A 23,219-nucleotide genomic window follows, 5' to 3' on the forward strand; every position below is an offset into this window, starting at 1 on the left:
CATTGGTATCTGTGGTTTTGTGTTGTTCTTTTTCCTTGATGAAAAAGAACCAAAAAATCAAGGCTGTGGAGTCTGGGCTAAATTCTCTTTCCTTCGGCTAAAAATGCTGTAACTCGCTGCGCTCAGACAGCAGCATTTTCTTTACGCCTCTGTCGGTCGAATTTTTTACGCCCATGCTCCAAGGCCGATTTCAATACTGTATACCGACTAGGGGTTCAGTCGGTTAAGTTCCTCGCGGGCTGCTTCGATTTTTGTGATCTCGTAGCGGTGGAAGGCTTCCAGTTGGCAGGTTCCTGTGATGGTTTCGGTGCGGTAGAGTTTCATTCTGGCGGTGGCGGCTTTTAGCTTTTTGGTTGCTTCGGGGTCTGCCACTTCAAAGTCAAACTCGGCTATAAAGTACTTGGCGTTTGCTTTCTCATTTTTCTTTTCCGAGAGGCTACAATGCAGGATAATCTCTGCCATGGTGACTTCGGAATAGAATAGCTTGGCAGCCAACCCTTCAAGGTTTTCTCGGCTGTAGCCGTGAAAAAGCAGGGCGGAAAGGCAGCCTTCGGCGTCGACAAAAAACAGTTCGACCCATTTTCTTCTGTCCATGCCGAGGATTTCATCGGTAAAGAAACGCCAAGCCACAGGCTGAAAGGTGAGTTGGTTGCCCAGTGGTTCTATACCGTTGAGGTTAAACTGTCCTGCCTTGCAGTCTGCTCGGTACTGCTTTGGGGCGCCTTCGTAATATTTGATGGTGTTTTGTGCTTTATTTCTTGTATCTCTTTTCATAGCATGTTGTGTTTATTCCACTTTTTTCTTGATAAAAAAGTGGACAAAAAATCAAGGCTGTGAAGCTTGGGCTAAATTCTCCTTCCTTCAGCTAAAAATGCTGTAACTCGCTGCGCTCAAACAGCAGCATTTTTTACGCCTCTGTCGGTCGAATTCTTTACGCCCATGCTCCAAGGCCGATTATCTTAAAGGGTATGTTATAGATGTGTTTCGTAGAAGATTTCGGTAATGGCTTCTGTGAGGTTGAGGTTTTCTATGGTGTCGGTGATGTTGACAGCTTGCCCTGATGGGGTCATGGCTTCTACGCTGTGGAGGTTGAAGAATGCCTTGTAGCCTGTTTTGGGGTCATCTTCATCGACATAACCGGCTATGCGGAGGGTGAAGTCAGCGCCAAGGATGTCGGCGCTGATCTCGAAGAGGTAAAAGCCTGGTGTCAACATTTTTCGATGGTGATTTTGTGGTGCTCGATGCTGACCTTGACCTTTTCGCCTGCGGCAAAACCAGCGGTTTGGAGCTGTTTGCCTTCTAGGGCTAACGAGGGGAAGCATACTTCACGGAAGCGGCGGCGGTAGTACTTGCGCTGCATAATCTTAAAAGTGGTTTTCATTTTGGTTGAGGGGATGAGGGATGGGAAAATATAGGGCAGACCTGTAAGCCTGCCCCTGTGGGGCTAAAAAGGCAGCTCGTTGATGCCTGCTTTTTGGATGCTGACATAGTGGTCTTGCTCAAAGTCTGACCACTGGCGAAGCATCTTGATGGCATGGCGGCGGATGCTGTAACGTACCGATAGGTACATGCGGTGGGGTGTGCCGATGGCTGTCAAACAGGTATGTAAGAGGGAGAGCCACTGCAAAGCCTTTTCTCGCTTCTGCTTGGTGTAATCGTTGCCTCTGGTCTTGTAGTGGCGATCTGAGGCAAGGTTGTACAGGTAGGCGCACAGGCTGCGAATGGCGTGCTCTTCTACGACAGGCAATAAAACTTTAGCGTAAGAAGGTGTGAAAACTGCTGGAGATTGGTTATTTTTCATAAAGATGAATTTTAAACGGGCTGCAAAACTTTGCCGAGGGATGCAGTTCGTTTTTTGTTGAAAGGAATTGTACGAAACGTGGATAAAGGAGCGGGTTTCGGTTTGCTTATTTCCTTAACCCTATACCCTAATATAGCTAAAAAATGCCACTTTTTCAATGCAAAAAGCTGATTTAGAATGAATTAAAGTTTACTTTTTGAGCGAAAATACTACCTTGAAAACTTGCACTAAAGAAAGAAAAGCTACACACTGAGGGAGGGCGCGCATCCCCCTTCTTAGATAAGATATGAGCGAAGCGAATGCTACTAACTGGGGTGGGTAATGCAAGGGCAAAAGCCCAGGAAAGAAAGCTACCCCGACGGAGCCACGGCTGCAGAACCCCTATGCTGTATACTGACCATGGCTTGGGCCAAAAGCAAAAGAAGTGGGATTTTTGGGGTGATACTGTGGGGCTTTTGCTTTTGGAATTGCAGGGTTGGTATTTGGCGGCCATGGCTATCTTGCAGCATAATAGGGGTGCATACCCTTGGTGCAGTGGGGATTAGCTTTTCGGGGGGAGTTGCCCTTGATAGTGTGTGGTGGTAGTTAGGGTGACTACTGCCCTGTCACGGGATACTGTCCTATGTGGTGGGTGGGTATGGAACTGCTACATTACTGCGAGCTGTGTGTAGGGTGTCGGCGTGGGAGCCGCTGGCAGCAGGCGAATGGGAGCGGCAGACCGAAAGAGCTTTTTGAGGGTAGATTGGCTGCCGAAACCCGCCGGATGACAGGGGCTGGAAGGGTTGGCAGTGGGTTTTATAAATTATTATTTTTTATCGTTAGCTGAAACTAAGGTAATGAGCATGTTTTGTCAAAAGTGGTTAAGCAATAGATATGATTAGTTTGGTTTACCAACTTTTCAAAGTCTGGTGGCTGTCTTATACAAGTTTATGGTTGTATTGAGTTGATCTCCTACTATTCATTTTCCCTTATAATACGAATATATTTAACCTGATATAAGCGCAATATTGTTGCATTTAAAGTATACTGCCTTACATTTGCGACTATGTTGCATTATGTCTTAGAAAAAGATAGGGATGACAATGGCTATGAAAAATACTGACAATTATTGAATTACCCTGCTCCTATGTTAGAACAAGAACAAACAATCAATCGATCACGGGTTTCGTCCATTGATATATTACGAGGTTTTGTGATGGCCGTTATGCTTTTAGATCATGTAAGAGAGCGTTTCTTTTACCATGTTCCTATCAGTGATCCCATTGATATAGATCAAACAAGCGCTTCTTTATTCTTTACCCGAATGTTGGCCCATTTATGTGCCCCTGTTTTTGTGTTTTTAACAGGACTGTCTGCTTGGTTGTATGCCCACCCTAAGAATAAAGCTCCCCGCCCTGTAAGTTCTTTCTTGCTGAAGAGAGGACTATTCTTAATTATGCTTGAGGTGACTGTTATCAATTTATCATGGTTTGGGTACTATCAGACACTGTATTTACAGGTGATCTGGGCGATAGGAATCAGTATGATATGTCTATCTGTATTATGTAAGTTAAGCCTAAGTCATTTGTGGATTGGTATGATTGGCTTTTTTATCATATTTGGACATAATACATTAACTCCTATTTCCTTAGAGTCAGATGAATTGGGCTATACACTCTGGACAATCTTACATGACAGGGGGTATCTACTAACAGATGGGTTTCTCAAAATAAAAGCATCTTACCCTGTATTACCGTGGATTGGTGTAATATTGATAGGTTACTTTGTTGGTCCATTATATGATACCAAGGTGCCAGTTCTAACACGGAAAAAGGTAATGATTGGTATAGGAACTAGTGCTTTATCCCTATTACTTATCTTGAGGGGCTTTAACCTTTACGGGGAGACAGAACCTTGGATGGCACAAGGTACACTTATTCAATCCGTCATGTCTTTCTTCAACTATACGAAATATCCTCCTTCATTAGATTACTTGTTACTTACAATTGGAGTTGGGTGTTTGTTGCTTTCTTGGTTTGAGCGAGTCACATATAAATGGACGGAAGTTTTAAGAACCTTCGGTACTGCTCCCATGTTTTTCTACATTTTACACCTATACATTCTCTTGTTTTTATATAAGGTACTTGTGGCAATTTATGGAACACAACAAGGAAGTTATTTTGGGTTTGATACACTTTGGCAGGTATGGCTATTTACCATAGTACTTTTAGTAGTTCTATATTACCCAACAAGGTGGTTTTCTAATTATAAGCGTCATAGTTCTTCAAAATTGATAAAGTATTTTTAGAACAACTATGCTATCTAAATTTTATTGAAATAAGGCCACCATTTCCCACAAACCAAGGAAATGGCGGCTATCCATTTAGCAACCTTCAAAGGCCATCTAAGATACCTCCCAACTTCCATTCCACAAGCCTGCGGTCTGGATCAGTTTTCTAAACTTATCACCTTGGGAAGGTTGGTGGAGGCAAGCGGACTGATATACTTCTTTCTGTAAGGTCATCGGGTTAATGTTTTTTCATCTGCGGTTAGCTGGTTAGAGATTTTCCACAGTGATGGAAGCTGTATATTGATTATACTTGCGAGTACCTGTGATAGAGATATAAATGATATAAAACCTTGGGTAGATTAGGTCAATGACTCCATCGTTATTGTTGTCTATTTCAATGATATCATTGGGATCAGGGATCACTTCCCAATAGTGCTGGTAAACACTGCCATATTGGACATCACGAGAAAGCTCAAAGTCAGACTTGATCTTTTCGACTGCTTCTCGATCAAGTGCTACGATTTTTGCTGGTCCGTAACGGTTTTCCAAGCGGTCTAGGTATTCTGTACGATAGAAAGTGAGTATATCCTCTGGACTCTTATTGGGAAGGTCTTCTTCGTACCACCATTCTTCCATATAGAAATCGATAAGTTCTCCTTTCAAGTTGGTGTAGATTTCTATGTTATTCCTGTTCTCATCACTACTGATTTGTAGGTCACTTCTTTCTCCAACCATGGCTGAATCATTAAATATATTGTTGATACCAGAAACGGTTAGTGTGGTAAAGTTGGCATTTAGTAGTAGCCTGCGGATATCACTGTTTTGGGGGTTGATAGTAGGAGTGGTTTCATCTTTATCTGAGCATCCAAAGCAGGTTGATATAATGAGTAAAAGGGTCAGGAGATGTGATTTTTTGTACATGGGTTTTAGGAATTAGGTTAATTGATTATTAAGTGAATATAAGCTCAATGTATGCTAAATAACAAAAGCAGTTTTGACTTTATGCTTAGGTATATGGTGTGGTCACTTATTAGACTAATACTATGCTATTTTCCATGTAAGTTTAGACAAGGTTTTCTACTTTCTGAGCTGTCGGTATAGCTATATCAGGCAATGGATTTGTGTATCTTTTGTATGGCACTTAGCTGTAAGAGGCTAATGCCGTTAACCTAATTTTGAGGCTTGGGATGCTGTGTGGCATCTCAATATTAACAACGTACAGCCATGTCAGTTAACTTACAGAAAATCGATTTGCAGAATGTGATTACCACCTTGGGGATTATGTCCTTTTTGGTGACGATACAGGTACAGGTTTCTTCCAACCAGGCTACCAGTGCAACGCAGCAGGCGACACTTTCGGAGGTGACCGAGAAGGTGAGTGTACTGAAGGCGGAGATGGTGTCTCGGGAGGTGGTGGACTTGAAGCTTCAGAATATTGAGCAGAAGCAGGAAAGTACCATTTCGGAGATTAGGGAGCTGAAGGAGATGATAGAAAGGATGAGGAGGTAGTGGCTTTGGGGTGAGGGGGATATTGAACACTAGTTACCAATACAGTGTCACAAGTGTGGGGTAAAATGTCAAGCGTGCTGCAAGGAGGACTAGTATAAAGAAGTGGGCGACTCTCCATATACTAGAATTCATTTGCCACGCATTTACGGAAAAAGGAACTGACCTGCGATATATTCAGGCATTGCTAGATCATGACGGCAGAAACCTACACACATATGGCAACTAAAAATTTGAACAAAATCAAGAATCCACTAGATTAGAGAAGTTTTTGACACAGTGCGTATATAAATAATTGTTCTTTTGTTCCTTGAATTCATAGGTTATGTACCACTCTGCATTATATACAATTGTTTTCTGCAATTAGAAAAAATTAAAAAATGCTTGTAAATATTTTGGAAATACGCAATGATAAAGTTCAATCAAGAACTGAAGACTTCGAAAATAAAGGAGGAGAATTACTCTTTCATGTATTCCGAATATCAGAAAATTACAAAGGGATTAAGCCAACAGATAAATATGAATGCCACTTGATCGTTGCAAGACAAACAATGGAACGGGTAAATTTTGACATGAATTACCATTGGAACAGGTGTGCATCAAAGGGAAACCGTAAATCTTTACCCGAATTTCGAACGAATTTCGAAGAACTTGATAATAGTGGAATAAGCATAGGGTTAGAAGAATTCTTGGGAGCTTTTTATGACTTAGAACAGGGTAAACCATTTGTGAGGGGTAAGAAAGGCAATGACACTAGAAATTCATATTTCTACTTTGATACTGAAGAAGCTGTAGTGAATAAAATTGATATGAAGAAGAGGATTCAGGAATTTAATTTGAAATATCCAAATCGTAATGGAAATTTTGTTTATGCCTTTATGGAACCACCATACTCAATACAAACAGGTAAGACAATAAAGGAAAAAGGAGAATATCTTATAGATTTTATGAACTTCATTTTTACAGATATGACGAAAATAGAAATTATGAAATGGGGTACAGACTGCTCACCTTATTTCGATGCAGGAAAGGAATGGTGGGGGACATTCTTTTGGACAGTATATAATCCTGAAAAGGATTGGTATATAGGGATCTGTGGTTCGTCAACAGATTAAAACAGAAAAACTGAGAACAGCTTGTATGATATTTATGCTTCCCATCTGGTTGGTATACCACATGCAGGAGACCGTTATAGCTTATTAAGATGAATCACCTGGTTATTTGGAAAGACTTCAGGCTATTTTATGGAAGTCATCCCCGGACTGTTACAGAACATAGTCACCCAATAGTTCAATTGGTTCTTGCAGTTCGAAGCACATTTCTCTCTAAAGACGACACAGGCATTTGGACAAACAAAAAGGGACTTCTTGTTGCTCCCAATTATTTACATGAATGCGATGCTAAAAACGTTCCGATAATTAGTGTAGAGATTGATCCCGAATCTAGTCTGGGCAAATGGGTTTTGACTAATCAATTGAAAAACCGACCTATCCTTAATTACCCGTCAAACGATATAGCAACAATTGATATCGATGAGTTTTCTGTCTGCCTTAACAATGAAGACTGGCTAGCCATTAGAACGATGATTGAAAAAGTCTTCAGCTTTCGGCAAACTGATCAAACCTCTCAGAAAGACAAGCGAATACAGGATGTCTTGGATTTTATCTCAAACAATATCAATCAAAATATCACCTCAGAAAGACTCATGGAAGTGGCTCATCTAAGTGAAAGTCGATTAATCCATCTATTCAAAGAGGTAATGGGATTACCCATTCGTAATTACATTTTATGGCATAGACTTCAAATTGTAATAGAATTGATATTGGAAGGAAATTTGCTTACTGCTGCATCTTACGAAGCTGGATTTGCAGATCAAGCTCATATGACACGAACGTTCACTAAAATGATTGGAATTCCTCCTTCACTGATCGCTAAGAACAGCAAATTCGTTCAAGTTTCCTTTCCCCAGTAAGCCCAACTTTGCTCAAAAAACAAAGTCATGAGCAAAAAAATCAAAATTCCATTGCTGGTACTAATCGTACTTATACTAGTTGTTGTGATTGGGTATCACCCCGTTAAGCCCACTCGATTGGTTTACACGCTACCCCCAAGCGAACTACCGGAGAAAAGCTGGGATGAAATACTCAATAGTAGTCCACTTATAGATCAATTTAAAGTTTTGAATACGGGTTCAGTTAAAGTGCCTCTTAGTGGAATGTTAAACACCGACAAACTAAGCGAAACTCATGATCTGAAGGAGTTCTTATGGGTGGACGTATTTGTATTCTTGTTTCATCATACGGATAGGGGGTGGTTTATGATTGATACAGGATTGGATAGTACTTTCCAAGAAGATGGCAATATTAAGGGGTTTCTGGCTACAAACTTTATCATCGAATCTAAGCAGCAAAAGAGTCAAAATATAGCTGCTCAGTTAAAAAGAGAAAATAAGGATGTAAAAGGGATATTCTTTACACATTTGCATGGTGATCACACAGCAGGTTTACCTGAGTTGAATTCCTCAATACCCAAATATATTGGAAAAGGAGAGGAATACTTGGATATCCCGTTACTTTATCATGCTAATCATCTAACTTCTAATTCGCAACTCATAGAACTCGATTGGTCACAAGGGATTGATAAACTTCCTTTCAGTCGTGTAATTGATATTTTCGGGGATGGGTCGATTTTGGGAGTTCATACTCCAGGTCATTCAACAAGTCACTTATCCTATCTGCTAATGACCTCCGATGGCCCAAAGCTTCTGACAGGAGATGCAAGTCACACAAGATATGGTTTTATAAATAATATTGAACCGGGTTGGGTAGATGATCAGTTGTCAGCTGAAAACAGCCTTGCTCAATTAGTAGAGTTTCATGAAATGTTTCCAAATGTTGAGGTTATCTATGGCCATCAACGATAATCGAACTGTAACAGGTGCTAAGCTTCATAGGCTTACTTAGTTATTTGCAAAGTGAAAACTGAGGCCTCCGCGACACAAGTGGGTGAAAGTCTCAACGCTACGACGTTGGATGAAGAAATGGGGTTACCGATGGAAAAGAAGCCGCAAAAGCTTGCTGCATAAACGGAATCAGGAAGACTTTGAAAAAGCCCACCAATGGCTGAAATCACTTAAGAAAAAGGAGGAGCAGGGAAGAATCGATCTTTATTTCTTTGATGAAATGGGCGTCAACCTTATCCCAAGTGTGCCTTATGCATGGCAACTAAAAGGTAAAAGGATATTGCTTCCTTCCGTGCCAAGTGCAAATCTGACCGTACTCGGGTTTATGAGTAGAACACAACCATTCAAGTCTTTTCTCTTTCAAGAGGCTGCTAACTCTGAAATAGTTATTGAGTGCTTTGATCGCTTTGCCAGTGACATAATTCGTCCAACCATTGTCGTGTTAGACAATGCACCTACACATCGAAGTCATAGATTCAAGGAACAAATCGAAAAATGGAGGGATAAAGGACTTACACTCTTCTTTATCCCTCCTTATTCTCCTGAGCTTAATTTGATTGAAAGACTCTGGAAAGAAATAAAATATACATGGTTGCCTAAGTATGCTTATACCTCTAAACAAGGCCTAGAAAAACAGATAATCTATATCCTTGAAAACATAGGAGAGAAATTCTCCATTTCATTTCAATAGTTGCTTAATTAGCCAGACCTGTTGGGTTTGGCTTTTTTGTAACGGACTGCTTATGTCAGAACCTTGATCTTAAAGATCTAAAGGATTGGGAGGATGAGGGGGATTGGTATTGATGGATCGCACATAAGCTGTGCCCAGCGCTGTGTTTATTTTATTTTGTTAATAACAAGCTGCAAGGTCTATTTTGTCATTTGCTTCAGTTAATTGGAAATCAGGTTCGTGCTATATTGAGAAGGCGCAGGCTTGAACAAATGATAGCTTGAGGTTAGGTGTTAAATGATTGACTGCTGACCGATATTAGACGAATAAGATATTTAGCATTATGATCACTACTATATTTTTTGATTTTGACGGTGTAGTTATAGATTCTGAACCTGTTCATACGGAGACTAAGGCAATGGTGTTGGATGCTTATGGTATTAGCTATCCTGATGATGTGTTTGATAATTTTAAAGGTGTACCAGAAGATAAATTTTTTATGTATGCCTCTGAACATTTAGACTCCCAACATCGACCATATGAATTGTTTATAAAAAAGCGTCGTGAATATCTAGCTGAATTCCTTCCAAAGATGCCGATGATTACGGGCTTTTTGGACTTTATGGAGCATGTGAAGTTAAAAGGGCTTCGTACAGCATTGGTCACTTCTTCAACTCAGCAAGAGCTTCAGAACCTGGATAAATATTTGAATATAATGGGACTTTTTGATCAAGTAATATCAGCTGATGCGACGTTAAGGCACAAGCCATTTCCTGATCCATACTTTAAGGCGCTGGATTTAATGGAGGTAGATCAGGATAATGCCATGGTTATTGAGGATTCCTTCAATGGGATATTGTCTGGTAAAAAGGCGGGCTGTAAGGTTTATGCTTTGACAAGTACATTCTCAAGACAAGAATTGATAAATGCTGGGGCGGATTGTGTCTTTGACAGTTATGAAGAATTGAGATTGTTGCTGGATAAAGAAGTATAATTAGGTGCCTAATTTAAAAGTACTATCGAAAAGGTGGGTATTTAAAGGAAATAATAAAGCTTAGCTAAGCCAGACCCTGTTGGGTTTGGCTTTTTTTGTGACTGACTACTTATATCTGAACCTTGATCCTAAAGATCTAAAGGATTTGGAGGATGAGGGGGAGTGTTGAGCAGAAGCAGGAAAGTACCATTTCGGAGATTAGGGAGCTGAAGGAGATGATAGAAAGGATGAGGAGGTAGTGGCTTTGGGGTGAGGGGGGTACTTGTTAAAGTAGTAATGTAAAACGGCTTATAACAACCTATATCCGTTTATTATATCTTAGGCTAGTGCTATATTAAGAGGGGGCAAGCTAGAATAAATGATAGCTTGCTTGATGTTATCAACAATAAACCTTCGACTATGAAAAACTTCTTGATATTTATCCTGCCTTTATTGATATTCTCGTGCGGTCAAAACACCAAGACTGATACAAAACCTGAAAACGTATTACCTCACCCTCCGCAAAAGTTTAATGGAAAAATAGGTGAAACTTTCGAAGATTCTAAGGAAGACTATCCGCAACCCTATCAAGCGCCTAAAGGGGCTCCCAATGTGCTTGTCATCCTTTTGGATGATGTAGGTTTCGGGCAAGCTGGTATTATGGGCGGGCCAATACCTACACCAGCTATGGATCAGCTAGCCAAAGAAGGGCTTACCTATACACGGTTTCATACGACAGGTATTTGTAGTCCTACACGTGCTGCTCTCCTGACAGGCAGAAACCATCATCAGACAGGTTTTGGAACGATATCCGAATTGTCAACTGGTTACCCGGGGTACAACAGTATTTGGGGAAAGGATGTTGGAACGATTGCCGAAGTGCTCAAACAAAATGGCTATAGTACCTCTGCCTTTGGTAAATGGCATAATACACCCGATTGGGAAACCAGTCCAATTGGACCTTTTGAGCAATGGCCAACCGGACTTGGTTTTGAATACTTTTATGGGTTTCAAGGTGGTGAAACCAATCAGTATGAGCCTCAGCTATTTAAAAATACCATACCTGTAGAGCCTGAGAAAACACCGGAAGAAGGATATCACTTGACGGAAGACCTTACTGATGATGCCATTGCTTGGATGAGTCAGCAGAAATCCATTGACCCTGAGAAACCCTACTTTATGTACTTTGCTACAGGGGCTACGCATGCTCCCTTGCATGCACCAAAGGAATGGATAGATAAGTTTAGGGGCCAATTTGATGAAGGTTGGGATGCCATGCGTGAACATACCTTGGCACGTCAGAAGAAAATGGGCATTGTTCCGGAAAGCACTAAACTAACTGCTAGACCAGAGGCTATTCCTGCCTGGGAAAGTTTAAGTGCTGATGAAAAGAAACTATATGCCCGTCAGATGGAGGTTTTTGCGGGCTTCTTGGCACATACGGATTACTGGACAGGAAAATTGATAGAAAGCGCGAGAAGTTTGCCCGGAGGTGAGAATACCATGATCATTTATATTATTGGAGACAATGGCTCTAGTGCTGAAGGGAGTATGACAGGGACATTGAACAATATGATGACCCAAAATGGGTTTCCTGACAATGTAGAGAGACAGTTAAAAGAAATGGACAATTTGGGTGGGCCTGAGCATGAGAACCATTTTGCGGTGCCATGGTCTTGGGCAGGCAGTACGCCATTTCAATGGATGAAACGTGTACCGTCTCATTTTGGTGGTACTCGCAATGGTATGATTGTTTCGTGGCCCGCATCAATCCAAGCCAAAGGGGAGAAAAGAACCCAGTTTCATCATGTGATTGATATCGCTCCTACAATTTATGAGGCTGCTCATATAGAAATGCCTACACGCATCAATGGCGTAGATCAGACTCCATTGGCAGGTGTACCTATAAATTATTCATTCTCGGATGCCAATGCGGCTGATACCCGTACCACTCAGTATTTTGAAACGGGTGGACACCGTGCCATCTATCATGATGGCTGGGTTGCTGCTTCTTTTCATGGTGTGCCATGGGAATTGTCAGGGTCTGTCGGATTTAAGAATAACCAATGGGAGTTGTATAATATTGAGGAAGACTTTTCAGAGGCTTCTGACCTTTCAAAAGATCATCCTGAAAAGCTGGAAGAATTGAAAGGCATATTTGATGAGGAAGCTAAAAAGTTTAATGTGTATCCATTGGACGACCGTTTTGTAGAACGTGCTACAAACCCTAACCGTCCATCGGTAGTGAGGGGAAAAACGGAATTTATCTATCTACCCGGGACTACACGTATTCCTGAGGGAAGTGCTCCTCCTGTGTATGCACGTACGCATACCATTTCTGCTAAAATCGATTATTCAAAAGGTGACGAAGGTGTAATCGTTGCTAATGGTGGTACCTCTGCGGGGTATTCCCTGTATGTTAAAGGAGGCAAGCTCATTTATTATTATAACTTCTTCCATTTGAACCACTATGAGGTAACATCTTCTGTTTTGCCTGAAGGAAATTTAGATATTCAGATGGTTTACACGCAAGAGTCTAAAGAACCAGGGGGTGGAGGCAGTGCGCAGTTATTGGTAAATGGCAAAAAGGTGGGCAGTGGTAAGGTAGATAAGGTTGTGCCTAGCAGGTATTCGGCTACAGAAACAATGGATATCGGTAAAGATTTAGGTTCTACTGTTTCTTCGGCTTATTCAGCTCCTTTTGCCTATACCGGCAGTATTGATCATGTTAAGTTTCAACTGAAATAGTAGTACTGTCAATATGCTATTTATTTAAAGGAATAAATCATGATTATCTGAGCCAGACCCTGATGGGTTTGGCTTTTTTTGTGACCAATTGAGCCTACATGTCTAACCCTTGATCTTAAAGATTCAAAGGATTGGGAGGTAAATTGGTGTTGATGAGTAGCAAAATAGGCTAACCTCTATAAAATCTTCCTTTGTGCCTTGTCAAATAAATGCAGTAAAGTTATTTATAACACTTAGTATCTGTTTATTCAATATTGGGATAGTCCTATATTGGAAAGGGTTAAGTTTGAACAAACGATAGCTGGGTATTGTGTGGCATATTGGAAACCCCTTACATACAGGGTGAAATTGGTAAATGATTAGATATGAAATTCATCAATAGATTTTTCAAAAAGGATTCCTCCTTTATACATTCCTTTGAGGACAGGATGAATCTCTTTACCAAGTTCAGTTAAGCTGTATTCAACGCGAGGAGGAACTTCGGGAAAAACAGTTCGATTTATTAGTCCATCCGATTCTAATTCTTTTAGTTGTTTAGTCAGCATTCGTTCACTAATATCGGTTAATAGTTTAACCAATTCACTATATCTTTTATCACCTTGGAAAAGGTGCAAAATAATAGTGCCTTTTCGTTTCCCTTTAATAACATTTATAAATGTATCAATCGGACAATAACTTTTTTTCATTTTTTTCTTCCCTCAAAGTCTTTAAAATACTAAAACAGAAATAAATGTTCGTATACCAACCATTTGTAAGTTCTTGACAGACAAAATATTTATCCTGAAATTTGAGCAAAAATAAGTAAAATTTTAAGACAAATGATGGTACAGAATAGTTCTACATTTAAAGCATTTCGAATTGAAGAGATTGATGGTAATTATCAAGGCTCAATTAAAGAAATGGAATTTAGCACTTTAAACAACAATGAGGTCTTAGTAAAAGTGCACTATAGTTCATTGAATTATAAAGATGCTTTATCAGCTTCGGGAAATAAAGGAGTAACGAGAAATTATCCACACACACCGGGTATTGACGCAGTTGGAACAATAGTAAAATCGAACAGTGATTTGTTTACTATTGGTGAAAAAGCAATTGTAACCAGTTATGATTTAGGCATGAATACAGATGGCGGATTTGCTGAGTATATTCAAGTTCCATCAGAATGGGTTGTAAAATTGCCTGAGAAAATGACAATGCAAGAGGCAATGATATATGGTACTGCAGGTTTAACAGCAGGAATGTCAGTATTAAGACTTACGGAGTTGATGAAGCCAGAGGATGGTAAAATTGTGGTTTCAGGTGCAACCGGTGGAGTTGGTGCGTTGAGTGTTTCCATTTTAAGTAAATTGGGTTATTCGGTCGTAGCAATAACAGGTAAGGAAACAGAACGGGACTATTTAATTAATCTTGGAGCTGAGGAGGTGCTATTGCGTAGTGAGGTTGAAAATTTTGTTAAAAAGCCATTGTTAAAACCTTTGTTTGCCGGTGCTATAGATACTGTTGGTGGTATAATACTTGAAAATATAATTAAATCAATTGATTCAATGGGTGTTGTAACTTGTTGTGGAAATGTTGCATCTCCAGAACTTGATTTGACCGTTTTTCCCTTCATTCTGAGAGGTGTCACACTCATTGGAATAGATTCTCAAAACTATCCAATGAAATACAGAAAAATAGTGTGGAATAAGTTAGCTCAAGAATGGAAACCTAAACAATTAGATTACACTTGCAATGAAATTAAACTTGAGGATGTAACGCTAAAAATTGAATTAATGCTAAAGGGAAAATTAAAAGGAAGAACTGTATTAAATTTGACTGAATAAATACGCAACACAACATTTTGTATAAGTAATGACAGGTGATGTGGTAAATATCAAAGTTATTAGCACGCTCAAACTGCGTAGCGATTTGACAGGAAAGTGCCACGCAATCTGCCACTACTCATACAATTTACCGTTATAAGCCATTCGGAAAGTCCTGCGTTATGGTGAAGAGGTGGTAAGCAAGGAGATAAGGAAGTTATTTAAAGGAAATTATAAAGCTTAGCTAAGCCAGACCCTGATGGGTTTGGCTTTTTGTTTTGATGGGTTATTGTCAATAGAGAGGCAGAGGGCAAAATGCCTTCTGCTTCTACTTTTATTTCAGTTGCACTGGCAGCCGGAGGAAGTAACCCACTGTCCTTGGCTGCCCTTGATGCTGGCTGAGAAAAAACCCACTGTTCACTAAATCCAAATGGTGTCCTTTGGTGTTGGGATGCCATTTGGAATACTGCTACTCCTATGGGGAGCGGCGGTAGGAGGTGGTTCTGTTGAGGTGGATGATATTGACCATCTCGTGGAGGCGGTCCACCATACGGATATCGTAACGCTGCTCCATCTCTGTGATGGTAAGGTTTGTGGTGAAGTGGCTAGCGACCTGATGCTGTGTGAAGAGCCTGTGGCGGATATAGAGGATCTCGTCCATGGCGTTGATGTCGTTGCCGTAGCGCTTGACCTTGTGTTCGATGCCGAGGTCGTCAAAGATCATGGGCTGTTTCTTGCGGTAGCCTTCCAGGTACTGGTCTGAGGCGCGTGCCTCGTTCATGATGTCGTGGCAGTAGTAGAGCTGTCCTGAGAGTTTCTTGAACTTGCGTCGGAAATGGCTGATGGCGGCTGTCTTGCCAATACCCGGTGCGCCAGAGAGCAGCAGTCCCTTGTGGGGCTGGATGTCGTACTGCTTGCAGAGTGAGATGCTGCCGACGCAGTAGGCGGTCAGCAACTGGTAAAGCCACTGGGTCCAGCTGTCAAGGGAGCCGTATAGGGTTTGTGCTTCACGGATCATGATGGTGTAGTAATGGTTGGCTCGGGTACGTATCTCATCGTCCGTTAAGCACCTGGTAGAAGTCTCCGATGACTTCTCCTGTGAAGGGGCTGAGGTTGGTGTTGAATTTTTTGGGTACTTCTCCATGTCTTGCTTGTCTGTTTGCTTGTTGATGGTCTTCGAGGTTGAGCTGTATGAGCTGCTGTATATTGGCGGCGATCTGCACCAGGCGGGTCTGCCGTGAGAGGAAGGCATCTTTCTGTTTGATGGTGTTCCACTCGGTGAGGACCTTTTGCCAGAGGGTCAGTTTCTTTTCTGCGATCAGCTGCATTGATGCCTTGGGGTAGTGGTGCCAGACGACGGCTTCCAGGTAGCTTTCGATGCTGCGGAGTGCCTTGCGGTCTGCTGCCGGTGAGGCATGGCGGTTGGGTGGTATGCCCAGTTGCTTGTGGCAGAAGGTGTCGTAAGCCTGGAGGTATGGGTTGCTTTTTTCTTTTGGCGGCACTTTTCTTTTTTCCTGTGGTGTGATGTTCTCTTCTTCTCTTTCCTTGGTCTCTATCGATTTATTGAAATCAATCTGTTTTTGTGGTGAGGTCGGTGCGAAAGCACCTTTGCTTAAGTCAGTATTTGCTTTAGATAAGTCTTTGCTAACGTCAGTATTTACTATAGGTGCAGGTAAACCGATATTCGGGTTTTCTGAATGTCGGCTGAGCTGAGTATCGGTTTTGCTGACAGTTGGTTCAATCTTCTCCCGCTGTGGTTTCTCGTGGATGATCCACTCCTTTCCGGTGATCCTACCGCTTCGGGTGCGGAGGGTACGCATCTCGGCATAACCAAACTGCTGCAATTCCTTGAGTCCGGAGCGGATGGCGGTGGTGCCGTCTGGGGATTGCTTTTCAAGGTCCTTGAGGTTGATGCGCCAGTGGTCGGGCTTGGTCATGATGTAGATCATAATGCCCTTTGCCTTGTAGGACAGGCGTCGGTCTGTGGCAAATGAGTTGTCTACGGTGGTGAAGCCGTGGGTACGGTTGGGAAGTCTTACGATGGACATGGATACAGGTTGTTTATTCAGTTACAGTAATGGGTGCCGAACAGCCTTCGGGTGATGTTTTGGGTGATGCCAAGGGTGTGGCAGAAACAGGTGATGTCATGGTAGGCACTGTCGGGTTCGCCGAGGTGCTTGACTTCTACCAAAACCTGCGTTGCCAGCTGCGCCAAAGTGTCTGCCTTGGCGGGAAACTGCCAGGACTCGGGCATGGTGACACGAATCCTGAAGTCCTTGCCGAGTATGGTTTCATGGAGGTAGAATCGCATGGCATCAGTATTTGCCTGAGAGGATTTGCAGTTCGGCTTCACTCAGGGCAATGTCGTCTGCCTCGATGCGGTTGCGCAGCACGAAGTCACGGACGTCTTTGGGTGAGAAAAAGATGCGTCGGGTATTGCCGTTCTTGTAGTGGGGCAGCTGCCGGTTGCGGATGTAAGCATACACACGGTCACGGGAGACTTCGAGCATTTCTGCGACGTCATCGATGGAAAGGAAAGGCTTGGAGTTGAGCTGGTACTTGCGGACTTCGGTCTGCAATTGCTCCTTGAGCTTTGTGGCAATGATTTCTGCCAGTCGGTTTAGGTCTGGAGTTGGGTTAGTTTTGTCCATAATTTCTATATTCGTATTGTTATACATGATACATATAACTGTATTATCAAATACTTACACTAAATGTAATAATGTAGGCATATTAATACAAGTGTATCGGTTTTGATTCTGCCCTTTTTTTTCTACGACTGACAACAAATTTTATGTTTACGATTACTGATAACATTGATGCATTGCTGAAAGAAAAAGACCTGACAAAGACACAGTTAGCCAAGAAAATGGGGATAGCGAGGGTGACACTTTATGCGATGCTTTCGGGGGATATGAAACTCAGTACACTGGAGCGGTTTGCGGATGCATTGGATGTACAAGTAGAGGACCTGCTAGCCAATGCTGACAGGATGCGCCTGCGAGGTGACAGTGGGCATGTGGAAAAGCGGGAGCATGTGGATGAGTCAGGTAGCTGGTTTACGACGCTGGGGAGAATCTCATTCAAGGATCAGGCTTTTGTGAATGCTGACCTCCATCTGAAGGATATTGAGAAGGGAACGCTTCGTACCTGTTTCAAGGGAAGTTTTCGAATTGAGATTGAGGGTGTGGCAGAAGCCATTATTTGCAGGTTGCTGGAGAACAATATTGCGGTCAGCAACAGTATCAAGGTCAAAGCACTGGAAGGTGAAGAAGTGATTGACCTTGATATGGAGACTATTCAAAGGGTATCACTTATCAAAGAGATAAGGGCAGTTTTTGCATAAGTCCGATTGCTGATTCATGGTTATCTACAATTTGATTGAGGTTGTCTGTAAAGATGGCAAGCGATTGCCGTATGGCGATTTTGAGATGGTCATTCGCTCCTTGGAAGTAGGGGGAGTTAATGGTTTCCCGTAAGGCATCCGTAATAAATGACTTGGTAGACTTGTTGCATTCAAGCCCTTTGCAGTAAACTTTTTGACAGAATACCTGATGACAGAACATTAGACATGTGACTGTTAGGTAATTTTCTCTGGAGGTGCAGTTGCAGGTTGATAGGTGTTCGAGTGCTCCAGTTACAGCGACAGGAAACAGTTTGAGTGTTTCTTTATTCTCATTAATATCCATTGAGGTTAATAGGTCAATTTGTTGAAAAAGTAATAAGGTTAATACTCGCAATAAAATTATAAAATCTTTAAATAGTTACATTTTGTGGGGTATTTCCTAGTAGGACTTCTTGAAGGTTACTGACTATCAAGAAGTTCTATTGCCTTTTGGCGTTTAAGGTTGATGATCTTGGCATAGACCATGGTGCTGTTAAGGCTTTTGTGTCCGAGCAAGTCCTTGACGGTATAGATGTCAACACCTTTTGTCAGCAATAGGGTGGCAAATGTATGTCGGGCAGTATGGATGGTTACTCTCTTGTCGATTCCTGCCCTTCGTGTCCAGTCTGCCAACCGATATGTTACCAAAGAGTTGGATGGAATTCTGAATACATATCCTCTGCCTTTTCTGTCCAGCAGGGATTTTGCAAATGCTGAAAGCGGTATAGTTACGCTGTCTGAGGTCTTGACCTGCTTGGAGATGTAGACTGTGTTGTCCCTGATCTGGTCATAGGTAAGTGCTTTCAGGTCTGAGTACCTTAATCCGGTATAGCAGGCGAACAGGAAGTATCGTTTGAGTTCCTTGTCATTGCAGCCTGTTCTCTTAAGCAGCTCCAGTTCTGATTCGTTGAGGTAGACCCGCTGACTGCTATCGCTCTTCCTTTTCTCTATATATTGGGCTGGGTTTTTTAATAGTATTTCCTTTTTGACGAAGTAGTTGAGCACTGCCTTGAAGTTGATAAAGCGTAGGTTAGCAGTACTGACCTTGCCACTGTCCTGACAGAGGTAATCGTAAAAGTCTCGACAATGGCTTTTGGTGAGCTCTGATAGCTTGAGATGGCTGCTGAAGAAGCCTTTGACCCGCTTGTTCATCTGCTGATACATGATGCGGGTGTTCTCCTTGGTCTTGGTTGCGGTAAAATGGTCTACTGCATGGTGAAGGGTGATCCTGGAGGCTGTTTGTGAACCTGTACCTTCCTTTAAGGATACTTGCAGTTCGAGTGCCAACTTCTCGGCTGTAAGCCATGCCTTGCGGTTGTGGAGCCTTTCTTTTTCACCTCTTGGCTTCTCGAACAGCTTGATTCCTGTGGACTTGCGAAATCTTTTGCTGTTGTGTCGGTAGTAGAGGTATAGTACAATCCGACCGTCTCTTTGTTTACGTTCAGTTACTTTTACTTCTGCCATTGTTATTGCTTAGTTTATACTTTTGTTGGGTTACTTGCGTGGATGTCGTGTGGACGCCGTGTGGACAATATACAAATTATATACACATGGTGTATGTGTTTAGTATTACACATTGAAGTGGAATAGGAATGGGGACAGAAACCTGAATGGCTGTTTTTAGGGGTGTGAGCGGGGATTTAGTGAGGGAAGTTGTTGAGAATTATAGGTATAAAAAAGGTTTATATTACTTTTGCTAATAACGTTTTTTCGATAAGAGATTGAAACCATTGGAGAATTGTATAGCAGTTCCCTTTCAAAATAAACAAACTGATGAGCGTAGTAATAATCACAGGCTCTGCCGGACTGATCGGCAGTGAGGCAGTAGAATTCTTTGCTGATAAATTTGATCAGGTGATTGGTATTGACAACAATACCCGTCAGGTTCTGTTTGGAGCAGATGCATCCGTTGCGTGGAATATGACACGTTTGGAGCAGGAAATCCCAAACTATAAGCATTACAATGTAGATATCCGTGACTATTCGGCAATGGAGGAAATCTTCAAGACGTACAGCACCGATATCAAGATGGTAGTGCATACAGCTGCACAGCCAAGCCATGACTGGGCAGCGAAGGAACCCCTGACAGATTTTACCATCAATGCGAATGGTACCTTGAACCTGTTAGAGCTTACCCGTCTTTACAGTGAAAAAGCTGTTTTCATCTTCACTTCAACCAACAAGGTATATGGCGACAACCCAAACAAGTTACCGTTGGTAGAGTTGGAGAAACGTTGGGAAGTGGCGGAAGATCACGCGTTCTTCCAACATGGAATTGATGAGACCATGAGCCTTGATGATACAAAACACTCCCTGTTTGGTGCTTCAAAGGTAGCTGCTGATATCGTCGCGCAGGAGTATGGTAAGTACTTCGGAATGAATGTGGGTGTATTCCGTGGCGGTTGTTTGACAGGGCCTAAGCACTCAGGTACACAGCTACACGGTTTCCTTTCTTACCTGATGAAATGTGCGATTACGGGTGATCACTATACTGTATTCGGTTATAAAGGCAAGCAGGTAAGGGACAATATCCATAGCTGGGATTTGGTGAATATGTTCTGGCACTTCTACCAAAACCCAAGACAGGGCGAAGCTTACAATGCGGGTGGTAGCCGTCATTCAAACTGCTCAATGGCAGAAGCTATCGAGGTGTGTGAGAAAATCACGGGCAAGAAGATGAACTACTCTTACTCGGAAACAAACCGTATCGGTGACCATATCTGGTGGATCAGTGACGTGTCCAAGTTCAAGGCACATTACCCTACTTGGGAATATAAGTATGGACTGGAGGATATTCTGGTTCAGATCCATGACAGCATGGGCAAAAGAGTTTAAGAAAACATAGCAGATATATTGAAGGCGAGGTAATCATGTTAAGGTGAATGCCTCGCCTTTTTTAAATTTTTTCCGATGAAAAAAGTCCTGATGATTTCCTATTACTGGCCTCCCAATGCAGGTGTGGCAGTGTTGAGATGTCTGAAAATAGCCAAATACTTGAGGGAGTACGGTTGGGAGCCTGTGATCTATACAGCGGAAAATCCTGACTGGGCAGGGATTGACAACTCTAACCTGAAAGATATTCCTGAAGGTATCACTGTAATCAAGCAGCCTATTTTCGAGCCCTACAAGTATTACCGCACATTGATGGGGAAGAAAAAGGATGAGAACGTGATCAATGCGTTGGTGGCGAATGATGATAAGGAAAGCCTGTTGCACAAGTTCTCTGTATGGGTGCGCAGCAACTTTTTTATTCCGGATGCACGGGCATTCTGGATTAAACCGTCGGTGAAGTATCTAACGACTTATCTGAAAGAAAATCCTGTAGACGCCATCTGGTCAAGTGGACCTCCTCATACCAACAATGCCATTGCCTGTGAATTGAAGAAGCTTACAGGTCTGCCTTGGCTCTCAGACTTTCAGGACCCTTGGACACAGGTTGATTACTTCCAGAAGTTGAGGTTGGCTCCTTGGGGAAGGGCAAAGCACCATCGTATGGAGCAGGACGTATTCAAATGGGCTGACCGTATTACGATTGTCAGCGACCAATGGAATAAGGACTTGAAAGAAATAGGGGCGAAGGAGGTCTCAACGGTAGCGCTAGGTTATGATGAAGCAGACTACAAGGACCTGAAACAAGAAAGTGATCAGCAGCTTACACTCGTTCATATGGGACTGATGGGCGATGACCGTCACCCTTCAGCATTGCTAGAAGTGATTAAGGAGCTGTCAGAAGAACGTGAAGACTGGGACAAAGTATTTCGATTGAAGTTGATTGGTGAGGTAGATGCCGCTATCAAACAACATATTGAGTCATTAGGCATTGGCCATTTGGTAGGTATGATGGGCTATGTTCCAAGAGAGGAAGCATTGCAAATCTGTGCAAGCAGTCAATTATTATTGTTGTTGCTCAATCAAGCAGAAAATGCGGGAGGCAGAATTCCTGCCAAGCTGTTTGAATACCTTGCGGTGAAGCGCCCGATCATTTGCATTGGAGATACCACGGGAGATGCTGTTCGCATGGTCAGGGATGCAGAAGCTGGCTATGCCTTCGAGTATGGAGAGAAAGACGCGTTGAAGCAGGTATTGACAGAAATGCAGGACAAGTACCGGATGGATGGTAAAGTACCCGCCACAAAAGGCATTGCCGAACAATACAGCAACCAGCAGCTTACAGGGAAAGTGGCAGGACTTCTGGATGAGATCACACTTTGACTGTTGTCAATTGGACATAACTTACCTGCCTCCAGAAGTAAGGGTTCTGGTGTCTATAAGGTGTAAGGTTTTATAGCAGAATAGCTTTAACTGGCGGCGTTTTGCCGTAGTATTGTTGGCAGAGAGGCTATTCGGTCTGAATGGACAGTGTTGATGGATGGATACGGAGTGAGTTCGCTCAGGTTCGTGTTCGTATCCACAGTACTGTCCATTTTTGTTTGCGGCTTTGCTTCCAAGGTCGGTTGTTGGGCAGCTGCTTTCTCTTCGTCTATCAGTTCTTTCAGGATTTGGCAGGTTTCTTCCACATGTGCCAGCATCGCTTCCATACTAGCCTTCTTTAGCCTAAGCTCAAGAATGAAGTTGTTCGTATGCTTTTTAAGAAACTTTTCCGCAGACTTTATCTCGTTTAAGTGGCGGTATTTCTTGACAGAGATCTCAAGCTCATACTTGGCAAGTGCAGGGTCTTTGAGTTGTGCATCAGCGGTTTTTACCTCATAGCTTAGCAAGCGAATAAGGTCTGCTTTCTTTTCCCTTTTCTCCAATATTTTCTCAATCCGTAAACCGAGAAAGAAGGAGTCTGCAGCCAGCTTGTTTTTCTTGAGTACAAGCTGCTCGTAGGTTTTCAGCTTGTTGACGTCGTCTTTCAGAATTTCTCTCATGTTTATAAATGTCTAATGTAAATGAAATGCGATCCTATTAAGATAATAGAAAGCACGTGCGATGGGAGGTGAATAGGATAAGCTCATTGTAAGAAAAAAGCCGCAATTACCTTTTTCAGGATTAGGAGGGGTTCAGCGTGTTCGGTTAGGGGAGTGCGGATGTAGGCCATCAATGCTTTTTATTCACCAAAGGTGGGGTGGAGAAGTGAAATTGTACTTTTCCAGATAAATT

Annotated in this window: 26 protein-coding genes; 12 read left to right on the forward strand and 14 right to left on the reverse strand. The window is 42.3% G+C overall.

All coding sequences use genetic code 11. From position 1 onward, the window contains the following. Window positions 1-207: 207 nt before the first annotated feature. From V6R21_RS30500 to V6R21_RS30515, 4 genes are all read right to left on the reverse strand, one after another. The gene (locus V6R21_RS30500; RefSeq protein ID WP_334247274.1) at window positions 208-774 is read right to left on the reverse strand and encodes a hypothetical protein; all 567 of its coding nucleotides are present in this window, start codon (window positions 772-774) and stop codon (window positions 208-210) included. A 197-nt stretch (window positions 775-971) separates the two neighbouring features. Further along, entirely contained in the window at window positions 972-1,214 is a 243-nt protein-coding gene (locus V6R21_RS30505; RefSeq protein ID WP_334247275.1) for a hypothetical protein, read from the reverse strand. Further along, window positions 1,208-1,381 carry a SymE family type I addiction module toxin gene (locus tag V6R21_RS30510; protein WP_334241649.1) on the reverse strand — a complete coding sequence of 58 codons (174 nt, stop codon included), beginning with the start codon at window positions 1,379-1,381 and terminating at the stop codon, window positions 1,208-1,210. The genes V6R21_RS30505 and V6R21_RS30510 overlap by 7 nt, the downstream gene beginning before the upstream one ends. A 63-nt stretch (window positions 1,382-1,444) precedes the next feature. Then, window positions 1,445-1,801, reverse strand: coding sequence for a hypothetical protein (locus V6R21_RS30515; protein WP_334246166.1), 357 nt, complete (start codon window positions 1,799-1,801; stop codon window positions 1,445-1,447). Window positions 1,802-2,927: 1,126 nt separating this feature from the next. Between V6R21_RS30515 and V6R21_RS30520 the strand changes: the two genes are divergently transcribed. Then, entirely contained in the window at window positions 2,928-4,088 is a 1,161-nt protein-coding gene (locus V6R21_RS30520) for a DUF1624 domain-containing protein (RefSeq protein WP_334247276.1), read from the forward strand. A 249-nt stretch (window positions 4,089-4,337) separates the two neighbouring features. Here the strand turns inward: V6R21_RS30520 and V6R21_RS30525 are convergent, their stop codons facing one another. After that, entirely contained in the window at window positions 4,338-4,991 is a 654-nt protein-coding gene (locus tag V6R21_RS30525) for a hypothetical protein (RefSeq protein WP_334247277.1), read from the reverse strand. Between the two features lie 303 nt (window positions 4,992-5,294). Here V6R21_RS30525 and V6R21_RS30530 point away from each other — a divergent pair, with 303 nt between their 5' ends. The 7 genes from V6R21_RS30530 (at window position 5,295) to V6R21_RS30560 (ending at window position 12,929) form a co-directional block, all read left to right on the forward strand. Next, window positions 5,295-5,579 (forward strand): hypothetical protein, encoded by a 285-nt coding sequence (locus V6R21_RS30530; protein WP_334243358.1) that lies wholly within the window; start codon window positions 5,295-5,297, stop codon window positions 5,577-5,579. 377 nt (window positions 5,580-5,956) lie between these two features. After that, window positions 5,957-6,691 carry a hypothetical protein gene (locus V6R21_RS30535; protein WP_334247278.1) on the forward strand — a complete coding sequence of 245 codons (735 nt, stop codon included), beginning with the start codon at window positions 5,957-5,959 and terminating at the stop codon, window positions 6,689-6,691. Between the two features lie 89 nt (window positions 6,692-6,780). After that, on the forward strand, window positions 6,781-7,548 hold the full coding sequence (locus tag V6R21_RS30540; protein WP_334247279.1) for a helix-turn-helix domain-containing protein: 768 nt from the start codon (window positions 6,781-6,783) through the stop codon (window positions 7,546-7,548). 27 nt (window positions 7,549-7,575) lie between these two features. Next, window positions 7,576-8,499: an MBL fold metallo-hydrolase gene (locus V6R21_RS30545; protein WP_334247280.1), complete on the forward strand. Its 924-nt coding sequence runs from the start codon at window positions 7,576-7,578 to the stop codon at window positions 8,497-8,499. A gap of 82 nt (window positions 8,500-8,581) precedes the next feature. Further along, complete coding sequence (locus V6R21_RS30550; protein WP_334247281.1) at window positions 8,582-9,229, forward strand: IS630 family transposase; 648 nt, start codon at window positions 8,582-8,584, stop codon at window positions 9,227-9,229. A gap of 322 nt (window positions 9,230-9,551) precedes the next feature. Further along, entirely contained in the window at window positions 9,552-10,202 is a 651-nt protein-coding gene (locus V6R21_RS30555) for an HAD family hydrolase (protein ID WP_334247282.1), read from the forward strand. A 399-nt stretch (window positions 10,203-10,601) separates the two neighbouring features. Beyond that, entirely contained in the window at window positions 10,602-12,929 is a 2,328-nt protein-coding gene (locus tag V6R21_RS30560; protein ID WP_334247283.1) for an arylsulfatase, read from the forward strand. A 359-nt stretch (window positions 12,930-13,288) separates the two neighbouring features. Here the strand turns inward: V6R21_RS30560 and V6R21_RS30565 are convergent, their stop codons facing one another. Further along, entirely contained in the window at window positions 13,289-13,615 is a 327-nt protein-coding gene (locus V6R21_RS30565) for a winged helix-turn-helix transcriptional regulator (protein WP_334247284.1), read from the reverse strand. Window positions 13,616-13,747: 132 nt separating this feature from the next. Here V6R21_RS30565 and V6R21_RS30570 point away from each other — a divergent pair, with 132 nt between their 5' ends. After that, window positions 13,748-14,752, forward strand: a complete 1,005-nt coding sequence (locus V6R21_RS30570; RefSeq protein ID WP_334247285.1) for a YhdH/YhfP family quinone oxidoreductase — start codon at window positions 13,748-13,750, stop codon at window positions 14,750-14,752. Between the two features lie 200 nt (window positions 14,753-14,952). On the opposite strand, the gene V6R21_RS30575 is transcribed toward V6R21_RS30570, so the two are convergent. From V6R21_RS30575 to V6R21_RS30595, 5 genes are read right to left on the reverse strand one after another with little or no spacing between them, the layout of a single operon-like run. Then, on the reverse strand, window positions 14,953-15,189 hold the full coding sequence (locus V6R21_RS30575) for a hypothetical protein (RefSeq protein ID WP_334247286.1): 237 nt from the start codon (window positions 15,187-15,189) through the stop codon (window positions 14,953-14,955). A 17-nt stretch (window positions 15,190-15,206) separates the two neighbouring features. Further along, window positions 15,207-15,749: a P-loop NTPase family protein gene (locus V6R21_RS30580; protein ID WP_334247287.1), complete on the reverse strand. Its 543-nt coding sequence runs from the start codon at window positions 15,747-15,749 to the stop codon at window positions 15,207-15,209. Between the two features lie 34 nt (window positions 15,750-15,783). After that, on the reverse strand, window positions 15,784-16,779 hold the full coding sequence (locus V6R21_RS30585) for a hypothetical protein (RefSeq protein ID WP_334247288.1): 996 nt from the start codon (window positions 16,777-16,779) through the stop codon (window positions 15,784-15,786). 17 nt (window positions 16,780-16,796) lie between these two features. Beyond that, the gene (locus tag V6R21_RS30590) at window positions 16,797-17,042 is read right to left on the reverse strand and encodes a hypothetical protein (protein ID WP_334247289.1); all 246 of its coding nucleotides are present in this window, start codon (window positions 17,040-17,042) and stop codon (window positions 16,797-16,799) included. Window positions 17,043-17,046: 4 nt separating this feature from the next. Next, complete coding sequence (locus V6R21_RS30595; RefSeq protein ID WP_334247290.1) at window positions 17,047-17,382, reverse strand: helix-turn-helix domain-containing protein; 336 nt, start codon at window positions 17,380-17,382, stop codon at window positions 17,047-17,049. 143 nt (window positions 17,383-17,525) lie between these two features. Between V6R21_RS30595 and V6R21_RS30600 the strand changes: the two genes are divergently transcribed. Beyond that, window positions 17,526-18,077 (forward strand): helix-turn-helix domain-containing protein, encoded by a 552-nt coding sequence (locus tag V6R21_RS30600; RefSeq protein WP_334247291.1) that lies wholly within the window; start codon window positions 17,526-17,528, stop codon window positions 18,075-18,077. On the opposite strand, the gene V6R21_RS30605 is transcribed toward V6R21_RS30600, so the two are convergent. Both V6R21_RS30605 and V6R21_RS30610 read right to left on the reverse strand, forming a co-directional pair. Next, on the reverse strand, window positions 18,049-18,420 hold the full coding sequence (locus V6R21_RS30605; RefSeq protein ID WP_334247292.1) for a hypothetical protein: 372 nt from the start codon (window positions 18,418-18,420) through the stop codon (window positions 18,049-18,051). The two genes, V6R21_RS30600 and V6R21_RS30605, sit on opposite strands and share 29 nt — an antisense overlap. A gap of 116 nt (window positions 18,421-18,536) precedes the next feature. Beyond that, window positions 18,537-19,580 (reverse strand): tyrosine-type recombinase/integrase, encoded by a 1,044-nt coding sequence (locus V6R21_RS30610; RefSeq protein WP_334247293.1) that lies wholly within the window; start codon window positions 19,578-19,580, stop codon window positions 18,537-18,539. 309 nt (window positions 19,581-19,889) lie between these two features. Between V6R21_RS30610 and V6R21_RS30615 the strand changes: the two genes are divergently transcribed. Both V6R21_RS30615 and V6R21_RS30620 read left to right on the forward strand, forming a co-directional pair. After that, entirely contained in the window at window positions 19,890-20,951 is a 1,062-nt protein-coding gene (locus tag V6R21_RS30615) for an NAD-dependent epimerase/dehydratase family protein (protein ID WP_334247294.1), read from the forward strand. A 75-nt stretch (window positions 20,952-21,026) separates the two neighbouring features. After that, window positions 21,027-22,328, forward strand: a complete 1,302-nt coding sequence (locus V6R21_RS30620) for a glycosyltransferase (protein WP_334247295.1) — start codon at window positions 21,027-21,029, stop codon at window positions 22,326-22,328. A gap of 86 nt (window positions 22,329-22,414) precedes the next feature. On the opposite strand, the gene V6R21_RS30625 is transcribed toward V6R21_RS30620, so the two are convergent. Then, on the reverse strand, window positions 22,415-22,987 hold the full coding sequence (locus V6R21_RS30625) for a hypothetical protein (protein ID WP_334247296.1): 573 nt from the start codon (window positions 22,985-22,987) through the stop codon (window positions 22,415-22,417). Window positions 22,988-23,219: the final 232 nt, after the last annotated feature.

Origin of the sequence: Limibacter armeniacum (assembly GCF_036880985.1) — a bacterium.
In the GTDB taxonomy this organism is placed as follows: domain Bacteria; phylum Bacteroidota; class Bacteroidia; order Cytophagales; family Flammeovirgaceae; genus Limibacter; species Limibacter armeniacum.

Excerpts from the sequence above, each read along its gene's own strand:
- V6R21_RS30590 (WP_334247289.1), bottom strand. The coding sequence starts at position 17,042 with ATGCGATTCTACCTCCATGAAACCATACTCGGCAAGGACTTCAGGATT.
- V6R21_RS30515 (WP_334246166.1), bottom strand. The coding sequence starts at position 1,801 with ATGAAAAATAACCAATCTCCAGCAGTTTTCACACCTTCTTACGCTAAA.
- V6R21_RS30585 (WP_334247288.1), bottom strand. The coding sequence starts at position 16,779 with ATGTCCATCGTAAGACTTCCCAACCGTACCCACGGCTTCACCACCGTA.
- V6R21_RS30620 (WP_334247295.1), top strand. The coding sequence starts at position 21,027 with ATGAAAAAAGTCCTGATGATTTCCTATTACTGGCCTCCCAATGCAGGT.
- V6R21_RS30530 (WP_334243358.1), top strand. The coding sequence starts at position 5,295 with ATGTCAGTTAACTTACAGAAAATCGATTTGCAGAATGTGATTACCACC.
- V6R21_RS30555 (WP_334247282.1), top strand. The coding sequence starts at position 9,552 with ATGATCACTACTATATTTTTTGATTTTGACGGTGTAGTTATAGATTCT.
- V6R21_RS30545 (WP_334247280.1), top strand. The coding sequence starts at position 7,576 with ATGAGCAAAAAAATCAAAATTCCATTGCTGGTACTAATCGTACTTATA.
- V6R21_RS30580 (WP_334247287.1), bottom strand. The coding sequence starts at position 15,749 with ATGATCCGTGAAGCACAAACCCTATACGGCTCCCTTGACAGCTGGACC.
- V6R21_RS30610 (WP_334247293.1), bottom strand. The coding sequence starts at position 19,580 with ATGGCAGAAGTAAAAGTAACTGAACGTAAACAAAGAGACGGTCGGATT.
- V6R21_RS30605 (WP_334247292.1), bottom strand. The coding sequence starts at position 18,420 with ATGGATATTAATGAGAATAAAGAAACACTCAAACTGTTTCCTGTCGCT.
- V6R21_RS30570 (WP_334247285.1), top strand. The coding sequence starts at position 13,748 with ATGATGGTACAGAATAGTTCTACATTTAAAGCATTTCGAATTGAAGAG.
- V6R21_RS30520 (WP_334247276.1), top strand. The coding sequence starts at position 2,928 with ATGTTAGAACAAGAACAAACAATCAATCGATCACGGGTTTCGTCCATT.
- V6R21_RS30505 (WP_334247275.1), bottom strand. The coding sequence starts at position 1,214 with ATGTTGACACCAGGCTTTTACCTCTTCGAGATCAGCGCCGACATCCTT.
- V6R21_RS30500 (WP_334247274.1), bottom strand. The coding sequence starts at position 774 with ATGAAAAGAGATACAAGAAATAAAGCACAAAACACCATCAAATATTAC.
- V6R21_RS30595 (WP_334247290.1), bottom strand. The coding sequence starts at position 17,382 with ATGGACAAAACTAACCCAACTCCAGACCTAAACCGACTGGCAGAAATC.
- V6R21_RS30510 (WP_334241649.1), bottom strand. The coding sequence starts at position 1,381 with ATGAAAACCACTTTTAAGATTATGCAGCGCAAGTACTACCGCCGCCGC.
- V6R21_RS30565 (WP_334247284.1), bottom strand. The coding sequence starts at position 13,615 with ATGAAAAAAAGTTATTGTCCGATTGATACATTTATAAATGTTATTAAA.
- V6R21_RS30575 (WP_334247286.1), bottom strand. The coding sequence starts at position 15,189 with ATGGCATCCCAACACCAAAGGACACCATTTGGATTTAGTGAACAGTGG.
- V6R21_RS30540 (WP_334247279.1), top strand. The coding sequence starts at position 6,781 with ATGAATCACCTGGTTATTTGGAAAGACTTCAGGCTATTTTATGGAAGT.
- V6R21_RS30615 (WP_334247294.1), top strand. The coding sequence starts at position 19,890 with ATGAGCGTAGTAATAATCACAGGCTCTGCCGGACTGATCGGCAGTGAG.
- V6R21_RS30600 (WP_334247291.1), top strand. The coding sequence starts at position 17,526 with ATGTTTACGATTACTGATAACATTGATGCATTGCTGAAAGAAAAAGAC.
- V6R21_RS30625 (WP_334247296.1), bottom strand. The coding sequence starts at position 22,987 with ATGAGAGAAATTCTGAAAGACGACGTCAACAAGCTGAAAACCTACGAG.
- V6R21_RS30535 (WP_334247278.1), top strand. The coding sequence starts at position 5,957 with ATGCTTGTAAATATTTTGGAAATACGCAATGATAAAGTTCAATCAAGA.
- V6R21_RS30560 (WP_334247283.1), top strand. The coding sequence starts at position 10,602 with ATGAAAAACTTCTTGATATTTATCCTGCCTTTATTGATATTCTCGTGC.
- V6R21_RS30525 (WP_334247277.1), bottom strand. The coding sequence starts at position 4,991 with ATGTACAAAAAATCACATCTCCTGACCCTTTTACTCATTATATCAACC.